General features: G+C 54.4%; 6 protein-coding genes. 1 reads left to right on the forward strand and 5 read right to left on the reverse strand.

Going from position 1 to position 9166, the window contains the following annotated elements; genetic code table 11:
• Nucleotides 1-20: 20 nt before the first annotated feature.
• From ACFPMF_RS26850 to ACFPMF_RS26860, 3 genes are all read right to left on the reverse strand, one after another.
• Nucleotides 21-3356: a TonB-dependent receptor gene (locus tag ACFPMF_RS26850; protein ID WP_379851028.1), complete on the reverse strand. Its 3336-nt coding sequence runs from the start codon at nt 3354-3356 to the stop codon at nt 21-23.
• 130 nt (nt 3357-3486) lie between these two features.
• The gene (locus ACFPMF_RS26855) at nt 3487-4605 is read right to left on the reverse strand and encodes a FecR family protein (RefSeq protein WP_379851030.1); all 1119 of its coding nucleotides are present in this window, start codon (nt 4603-4605) and stop codon (nt 3487-3489) included.
• 82 nt (nt 4606-4687) lie between these two features.
• On the reverse strand, nt 4688-5314 hold the full coding sequence (locus ACFPMF_RS26860) for an RNA polymerase sigma factor (protein ID WP_379851032.1): 627 nt from the start codon (nt 5312-5314) through the stop codon (nt 4688-4690).
• Nucleotides 5315-5542: 228 nt separating this feature from the next.
• On the opposite strand from ACFPMF_RS26860, the gene ACFPMF_RS26865 reads away from it, so the two are divergent.
• Complete coding sequence (locus ACFPMF_RS26865; protein WP_379851034.1) at nt 5543-6310, forward strand: SDR family oxidoreductase; 768 nt, start codon at nt 5543-5545, stop codon at nt 6308-6310.
• A 154-nt stretch (nt 6311-6464) separates the two neighbouring features.
• On the opposite strand, the gene ACFPMF_RS26870 is transcribed toward ACFPMF_RS26865, so the two are convergent.
• Together ACFPMF_RS26870 and ACFPMF_RS26875 are read right to left on the reverse strand one after the other, a co-directional pair.
• Entirely contained in the window at nt 6465-7451 is a 987-nt protein-coding gene (locus tag ACFPMF_RS26870) for a Hint domain-containing protein (protein WP_379851036.1), read from the reverse strand.
• Nucleotides 7452-7493: 42 nt separating this feature from the next.
• Nucleotides 7494-9056 carry a flavin monoamine oxidase family protein gene (locus ACFPMF_RS26875; protein WP_379851038.1) on the reverse strand — a complete coding sequence of 521 codons (1563 nt, stop codon included), beginning with the start codon at nt 9054-9056 and terminating at the stop codon, nt 7494-7496.
• Nucleotides 9057-9166 lie beyond the last annotated feature (110 nt).

Here is a 9166-nt window from a genome sequence, read left to right on the forward strand (position 1 = left end):
CATTCTTTCGCTCATTGATTTTAAAAACCGACCCGCAGGCCGAACGTGACGGATTTGGAAGTTGGATAGCTAAAGTGATCGAAGCCCTGGGCAGTGGAGTTGGAACCCCCGTTGGAGTTCACTTCGGGATCCCACCACGAATAGTTCGTGAGCGTCACCAGGTTCTGGCCACTGGCGTAGACCTGCGCTGTCCGAATCCAGCCAACGCCCCATTTCTGCAACGGGAAATTGTAGGCCAGTTGAATGTTCTTCAGCCGCAGGTAGGAGCCATCTTCCACAAACCGATCCGACACGTTGGTGCGGGTCGAATTACTCACGATCGGATACTTGGCCGTCGGATTAGTGGGAGTCCAGTGGTTCAGGAAAACCTCGCGGGGCATGTTCAATCCGTAGCCGTAATCGACGGTATTGTTGATCGAACTGGTGTTGAAAATATCGTTGCCCTGTGTCCCCTGAATGAAAAGCGTCAAGTCGAAATTCCGGTAGGACATGTGGGAATTGAAACCGTAAATAAAATTCGGGTTCGGATTGCCAATGAAGGTTTTGTCGCGCACCGTGATGGTACCGTCACCATCCAGATCCCAGTACTTGATCTTGCCCTTATCGTCGTAGCCGTCTTCGATGTACCCCCAGAAACGGCCCATGGCCTGCCCTTCCCGTAGAATGTTGCGGGTGTCGGTAATGGCCGAGATGTCGACAAAACCGCCCAGAATATCCTGTCCGCCGTAGAGCTTGATCACTTTGTTGCGGTTAAAGGCGATATTGGCGTTCACGTCCCACTTGAAATCCCCGGAAAACAGGTTGGCATTCGCCCCCAGCTCCAGCCCTTTGTTTTGTACTTCGCCTACATTCTGAATGGTGGTGATAAAGCCCAGCGACGACGGCAATTGCACGGTATTGAGCAGATCACGCGTATTTTTGAGGTAATAATCGGCCGTGATAATCACCCGGTTTCCCAGGATGCCGAGGTCGATACCAATGTCTTTCTGTTCGGTGGTTTCCCATTTCAGGTTGCCGGGCAGGTTGGTTCCGGGCGCATAGGCCGTATACAAGGCGTCGCCGAAGATGGTTTTGCTCGAAACCAGCTGATTCAGCGTCGCATACGGCCCGATGGCCTGACTCCCGGTCAGCCCCCAGCTCGCCCGCAGTTTCAGGTCCGAAACGACCGTATTGTTTTTCAGGAAATCTTCGTTAGAGATCCGCCAGGCCAAAGCCGCCGACGGGAAATGTCCCCATTTATTTCCCTGGCTGTATTTGGACGAAGCGTCGATCCGGTAGCTGACGGTAGCCAGGTATTTGCTGTCGTAGGCGTAGTTGACCCGGCCCAGATACGACACCAGTGTTGATTTGGAGTAGCCCGAAGCCGGGATGCCCGGTGTACTGGCTGCACCCAAATCATAGGTCTGGCTGGCGTTGCTGATGTACCCCTGACCGCTGCCACTCAGGGAGGTGCTGACAAAATCCTGGTACGTAAAACCGGCGACCGCCGAAACGCTGTGTTTCTGCCGGATGGTTTTGTTGTAACTGATGGTATTTTCGTTCAATAAACTGGTAAACTGGCTGGTACTGACCCCGGCGCTGCCCTGCGAGCCGACGTAATTGGTTGTGGTGTAGGAGTCGGAACGATCGTCGGCATTTTCGATTCCGCCGGAAATCCGGATGGTTAGTTCGGGAATTGGGGTATAACTGAAGGCCGCATTGCTCAGCACGCGGTTTCCCCGGGTAATGCTGGTTTGCTCATTGAGCGAGTTAATTGGATTCACCAGTGCCGCATTGATGAAGGCGTAAGTGGTTCCGAAAATCCGGTACGTTCCGTCGGGGTTGTAGGGGTCCAGAATCGGCGGGGCAGAAATAGCCCCCGCAATTAACGACGCCCCCCGGTTACCGCCCTGGCTGTTCCGGGCGTTCGACGAAATCCGGGTCAGGTTCGACGACAGACTGAAAGTCAGTTTTTTACTGATCTGGTGATTCAGGTTCGTCCGCAGCGCATACCGGTTGTAGTCGCTCCCCCGGATAATTCCATCCTGATTGAACGTGCTGCCGGAGACGGAAAACTGCGTTTTTTCGGACCCACCGCTGATGGTCAACGCCGAGGTTTTCATGGGAGCGCGCTGAAACACAAAATCCTGCCAGTCGAAGCCCGCGCCAAAACCGTCGATCTGCTCCTGGGTAAAATACGGTTTCAGGTTATCGTTGGCCGCCTGTTCGTTGTAGAACTGGGCGTATTCCCGGCCGTTCATCAGGTCCAGTTTTTTCCGCAGAGTTTGCGAGCTGTAACTGGTCTCAAAATCAACGGTGGTTTTCCCGGACTTGCCGCGCTTGGTCGTAATCAGGACCACTCCATTGGCCCCGCGTGAGCCGTAAATGGCCGTAGCCGAAGCATCTTTCAGAATCTCGATGTTTTCAATATCGGTGTTATTCAGCACCGTCGGATTACTGCCCGAGAGCGGAAAACCATCCACTACATATAATGGTTCGTTGCTACCCTGAATGGAATTGGTACCCCGAATCCGAACACTCACACTGGCGCCCGGCGCTCCGGTATTTTGCAGCACCTGCACCCCGGCCGCCCGGCCCGATAATGCCTGTAACACATTTGCGTTCGGAAACGCATTGAGTTCCTTCGCTTTGACCTGCGATAACGAGCCGGTCAGGTCACTCTTTTTGACGGTTCCGTACCCGACCACCACCACTTCTTCCAGACTTTTGGTATCAACCTGCAAACTCACGTCAATCGACGAGCGGTTACCGACCGAAACTTCCTGATTCAGATAACCGACAAACGAGAAAACCAGCGTGGCTTCACCATCCGGAATGCTGAGTCGAAACGTTCCATCCGCGTCGGTCGACGTGCCTCGGGTGGTGTTGCGAACCACCACGCTGACGCCCGGCAGCCCCTCCCCTTTTTCGTCGGTCACTTTTCCGCTGATGGGCCGGTCAACGATTAGCCCGGCTTGCGGTTCGCTCACCGACGCCTGGCCTTCGTTCGCGCTATCGGATGTCAGGCCGGGCACAATCGCAATCTGGCTACCCGTTACGACGTACCGCAGTTGCAGCGGCTTCAGCAGGCGGTCCAGCACCTCTGAAAGCCGCTCGTCCGTCACCGTGAGTGAGACTTTCCGATCGACCTGCACCACCTGACGGCTGTAGACAAACCGGACGCGAGCGGTTTTTTCCAGCGTTTGCAAAGCCTGCCGGACGGTGTTGTTATCCAGCCGCATACTCACACGCTGCTCCAGGAGTTCCTGCGCCCGGGCGGCCAGTACACTATTGATCAACAGGACGGTCAATAACAATTGGAGTAGCGATAGTCGCATAAGCATCCGAATCGTTTCGTGATTAGTAAACTTGTCCATAAATTGGAGGTGGTTTAGTTATTCCGGGCAAAGGAGTAGCTACACCGGTCGGCGGTGGCCCGTGATTGCCGCCCGATCGGTCCAATTACCCCGCTATGTTCGCACCATAGCGGGCTTTTTTGTTTGTATTTTATGAACAGCCTTTGCTGCTGATGATGATGCGCGTGTCGACTACCTCGTAAGTAGCTCCAATCGACGCACACAGTAACTGGAGTTGATCATATAGAGTTACGCCCGCCAGCGACGCCGTCAGGGTGCAGTGCCGCAGGGCCGACGTATCGTAGATAATTTCTACGCCGTAGGCTTTCTTCAGCCGTTCAAACACATTCGTTGCGGGCGTATCCTCAAAGTCAAACGTTTCCGGTTTTGCCGTTGCCGACGCAATAACAACCGGTTTTTCCACGAGCTCTTTGCGGTAACGGTTGTCGTTGGCATCGTAGGTCACCTGCTGATTGGCTGTCAGCACCACCCCACCTACCCGGTTCTGCTCCGGTTTTCGCGACGCAACCCAATCTTTTTGTTCCATTACCGACACTTTCCCGGAAATCACCGACACCAGCGTCTGGTTTTCGCCGGGCCGGGCCTGCACCCGAAACCGGGTACCCAGCACGCGCGTCACCAGGTTGCCGCTGTAGACCAGAAACGGGCGTTGTCCTTCGTGCACGACTGAAAAAACCGCATCGCCTTTCAGATAGACCCGGCGCTCATCGGCTTCAAATGTGCGGGGATATGACGCCTGGCTGTGCGGCATCAGCGTTATTCGGCTGCCATCCGGCAACGTAAGGTGCACGGGTTGGGACGTCCCGTTGACCTGATTGGTCCAGCGGTCGTTGCCCGTTTTTTCCAGTTCCGAAAGCGGATTTCGGGTCACACGTTCCGATGAGTTGCTCCGTTGAAACAGGCCCCAACCGATGCCCAGCAGGATGACCAGCGTGGCCGCGGCCAGCCAGCGGTGCTGGTTCAGCGAGTAAGTAAAACCCGCCCAGGGCGAACGTTCCGGCACGTGACGCGTCAACTTGACAATCTGCTCAATCTCAAGCCGTTCCTGGTCAGGCGACAAATTGTGCGGGCGGTTTTTGAGGGCTTCGGCCATGTCTTTAGCCAACAGCAGCGTTTCGCGTTGGTGTGGATGTTCCCGCTGCCATTGTTCCCAGAACTGCCGGGCCTCCGGCTGGCCGTGTTTGACCCAGGCCAGAAACCAGGCATCCTGTAGAAACTCTTCGGCGGTATACTGTTGGTAATCGTTCATATCCAGTTGAGGATCAGAAGCATGTCGGTTGTTAATAGGAAAGTGTTTTCGCCCGATACTCAGTTGAAGTGGCTATTTTTTCTCAGCGATTGAACAGCCAGCAACCCAGCAGACTGAGCAACGCCGGCCAGCTTTCCCGCAAACGGCTCAAACCCCGGTGGAGCAGATTAGCAACCGATTGCTTGTTAACTTCCAGAATATCAGCAATTTCATCATTCGACAATTCACCGTAAAACTTCAGGTGAATCGCTTCCCGCTGCCGGTCCGAAAGCTGCCCCAGCAAGGTGTTCAACCGGGCGGTCTGGTAGTCCGACAATTCCGTGCGGATCAGTGCCTGTTCGGGCGTAATTTCCTCCGAACCCAGTTCGTCAAACGGAAAACCGTCTTCGTTGATCACCGACGATTGCCGCATCACTTCCCGGTAAATCTTTCGCCGAAGCGATTTGTAGAGGTACGGTCGGATGTACGGTGTCTGTACGATTTTGGCCCGATACGTCCACAAATCCAGAAATAGATCCTGCAAACAATCTTTCAGTAAATCCGAATCACGGGTAAATCGACTCCCGTAAAAATGAAGCTCCCGGTAAAAATGCTGAACCAGCGCCTGAAAGGCCTCCTGTGGGCCTTCCCGAAACTGCTGCCAGAGCAATGTCTCGTCGGTTTTTTCCCAGACCCTGGCGGCCTGGCGATTCAAATCGGATTTCAGCATAGACTCCGGTGATAAAATCAGAAAGCAGTCACCGATTGGCAACTGTTTGTTAATAGGCCGGATAATTCAGGCAATACTCACTATTGTACAAAAAAAACTAAAAATATTTCTCTCGATTGGGTAAACTGACTTTCACTGGGTTATACGTTCAAAAGTAGTTGCCAAATCCGTAGCGATTTTCGCTGTGATTCGTTTCTTGCATGCTTTCAAACAGTCTCCTAACGAATCATGAATCTTTCCTGGCAACTTACCCACCAGCGCGCGCTGGTTACCGGCGGCACCAAAGGCATTGGGGAAGCCATTGTGAAACAACTCCTCGCGCTGGGAGCCGAGGTGTTTCTGGTCGCCCGTGACAATGACCTGTTACAAAAACAAGTGAAGGAATACCGGCAGAACGGTTTTTCGGTGGAAGGACTGGCCGCCGACATCAGCCAGCCCGGTGCCGGGCAGCAGCTCCTCGAAGCGGTTCAAAACCGGTGGGGAAGTCTGGATATACTGATCAATAATGCCGGAACCAACATCCGAAAACCCACGGTGGATTACCGCTCCGACGAGTTTGATCACCTCCTGAATACTAACCTGCGGTCGGGCTACGAACTGTGTCAGGCCGCTTATCCGCTGTTGAAAGCCTCCGAAAAAGGAAGTATTGTCTTTGTCTCGTCGGTTTCGGGACTGACCCACACCAGCAGCGGATCGATTTACGGGATGACGAAAGCGGCTTTGCACCAACTGGCGAAGAATCTGGCCGTCGAGTGGGCTGCCGACGGCATTCGGGTTAATGCGGTTGCCCCCTGGTACATTCACACCCCCCTGGCCGAACCGGTGCTAACCAATCCGGAACGACTGGAACGCATCCTGAGCCGGACGCCGATGGGGCGCATCGGAAAACCAGAAGAAGTGGCCGCGGCCGTTGCGTTTCTGTGTACGCCCGCAGCCGGGTACATCACCGGTCAAACAATTGCAGTAGATGGTGGAATGACAGCGTGGGGGATGTAAGTATACGGTTTACGGTTGCGAGAGCTGATCGGGATTTAAAAATCCCGATCGTAACTGTAGAGGATTTATAATCCGAAAATCCGATTGCAAATCGGAAACCGAGCTATCCGGAATTTAAAATTCCGGATAGCAACTGAAACCCCTAAACCGCCAATCACTTATCCAGCACAACCACGTCGTTCACTAAATAACTACCCCGGTCGGTGACAAGATTGTAGACGGTATTGACAGACCGCACATTCGACTGAACGTCGGCTACTTTCCAGGCAGAAACCGCCTGCGTGGCCCCATCGAACCGATAGAGAACATCACCCCTACGCAGATCGCCCAGCTTTTTCGCGCCGGTCGCGGTTTGAACCGGGTGGTTGGCAGTGGCTTCCAGCAAAACCGGTCTGGTCAGGGTCAGGCTGGCCGACACCTCCTCGGCGGGAATCACCCAAACCCCCGCAATCGCCAGATTCGGTTTTTCGTGAATCGACACTTCACGCACCCGAGCAGGCACCAGCAGGCGGGTTTTCGCATCGTACGCCATCACTTCATCGCCCGGTTTTACCTCCTGAATGGCTTTCGTCTGGCGGTTGGCCAGCGTTACCAGGGCATCGGCCGGGAAACAGAAGTTGTATTCTTCTTTTTTCTTCTCCCCGCCTTCTTCCTTTGAACCGCCCCCCAGCAGCAGGGACATTTCGCGGGAAAGCACAAAACCGAGTGCCGACATCAGACCGGCTTCCTTTTCACCCACGTATTTCAGATCATCGATATATGCATCCCATGCCTTGCGGTCGGCGCTAGCGCCGGGAATCACGAACGGTTTTACGTCTTTGGTTTTACCATTTTCGTAGATGGCCAGCAAACCGAGTTCTTTGGTGTCGGCTGCTGTGAACACCTTGTACAGGTAAATTTTCCGGGGAATACCGTCGCTGTAATTAAACACATAAGCCGGGCGTTCTTCGTAACGGTCCAGAATGAAATCCCCGGATTTGAAGTAGGTATCTTTTTCCAGATTTGCGATCTTGATGGCTTTGATGGCCTTCAGTTGATCCAGCGACATGCTCGCTGTCTGCGCCCGGACGGTTGAGTAGACCAGTTGCAAAACTGCTAGACAACCCAGCAGCACAAATTGACGAAGTTGGTTGGTTTTCATAGAAGCATTTGAGTTGATGTACCCACAGACCGGCGGGTACGGTTATTTTTTCGTGTATTCGCCCACGCGGGCGTGCAGGGTCTCGACAACCCGCCGGGCCGACGTAAACGCGCCGGCCATCCAGGCCGTCAGGTACGTGGTGTGTTCCCCGGCGAAGTAAATGTTACCGTCCGGCTCGAGCAATGCCGGGTAAAATTTCCGGCGCGCGGCCTCGTCGTACACCGCCCAGCCCCCCTCGTTGTACGGGATTTTCTGCCAGGCCAGCGAAAACGAATTTTCAAATTCCTGCGGATATTGCGGATGGATTTTGTACCCCTGCTCCAGCGCCAGTTTTTCGCGGGCGGCCAGCGTCATATCACCCACCGCTTCGGCCCGGCTGTAAAAGTTGTAATACCCGATCAACACGCCTTTCCGGCCCATCAGGCCAAATGACGGGTACCAGATCTGATTGATATCCAGGTTAGTCCGGGAAATACCGCCGTAAATGGCATCGTCTTCCTCCCAAAACCGGCGCTTGAATTGCAGCCCAATTTTCCCGGTTTTCATGTACGGAATAAAATCCGCCGACCGCTTCACCATCGGCGACAGGTCCGAGTCGATTTTTTTCAAAACCGGTAACGGCAACGTACAAACGCAGAATTCAGCCGTAACTTCCATTGGCTTGCCATCTTTCTGATACACCACCCGAACGCCGTTTTCCGTTTTGCGCAGTTCTTTCACCGGCGCATTGAACTGAATTTTTCCCGCCAGTTTTTTCTCAAATGCTTTCGGAATGGCGTCCATACCGCCAACGGGTTGCAACAGCGTCGCGTGTTGCTCAAACGTATAATCGCCGTTGTTGTAAAAAACCGGTTGCATATACCCCGACCGCAGGTAATCCGTCAACCCGTACGGATCAGCCAGATCGCCGGGAACGGCCCCCGCACCGGGTGGATTTTTGTAGCCCCGGCGGTTGGTGCCTTTGTAGAGCTTGCCGGTGTTGAGATCCCCTTCGTTTTTCAGAAAATCAATCAGTTTCTCGACATCTTCTTTCGTCAGCTGTTGGTCGAGCGACGACTGATCCAGCGCCTTCGCCAGCAACTCGCTCGTGTAACCGCGCAAATCGCTGTGGTATTCCCGAATGCGCATTCGTTTGTTGGCCAGCGCTCCCGTTCCGCCATCGTTATACAACCAGGCCGACTCGTTCGAGCCGTTGAAAATCTCGAGCGGCACGCCCAACTCCCGGCAATAGTGTAAGGTCAGCTGGTGATGGTGCGGAATCCGGGCGGCTCCACCATTAAAATACTGTCCATCAACAAATTGGCAGACCTGTTCAGTCCCGCCAATTTCGGTTTCCTTCGTCCCTCCGCGAACCGTCCAGACCCGGCCGCCCGACCGGCCCCGGGCTTCCAGAACCGTACAGTCGTAGCCCAGTTTACCCAGCTCATACGCCGTAGTCAAACCGGCCAGACCCGCCCCCAAAATCACGACTTTTCGGGCTTTTCCGTCTTTGAGCCCGTTGGCGGGTAACGCAAAGGCTTCGGCGGGAGCCGGTTTCAGCAACCCCCAGGCCAGCAAAGTCGCATACGTAGCGCCAGTCGATTCAATAAAATTTCGTCGGGTCATTCTAATCAGTTAAGACGGTGCCGCCCGTGCGGTGAAGAGTTAGGAGTGAAGACGGGGCCGCCCGGCGGTTGGCTGACGCAGGCTGAAAAAGGGTGCGCCAGCCACCCGCC

This window comes from Larkinella bovis, assembly GCF_042655385.1.
Lineage (GTDB): Bacteria > Bacteroidota > Bacteroidia > Cytophagales > Spirosomataceae > Larkinella > Larkinella bovis.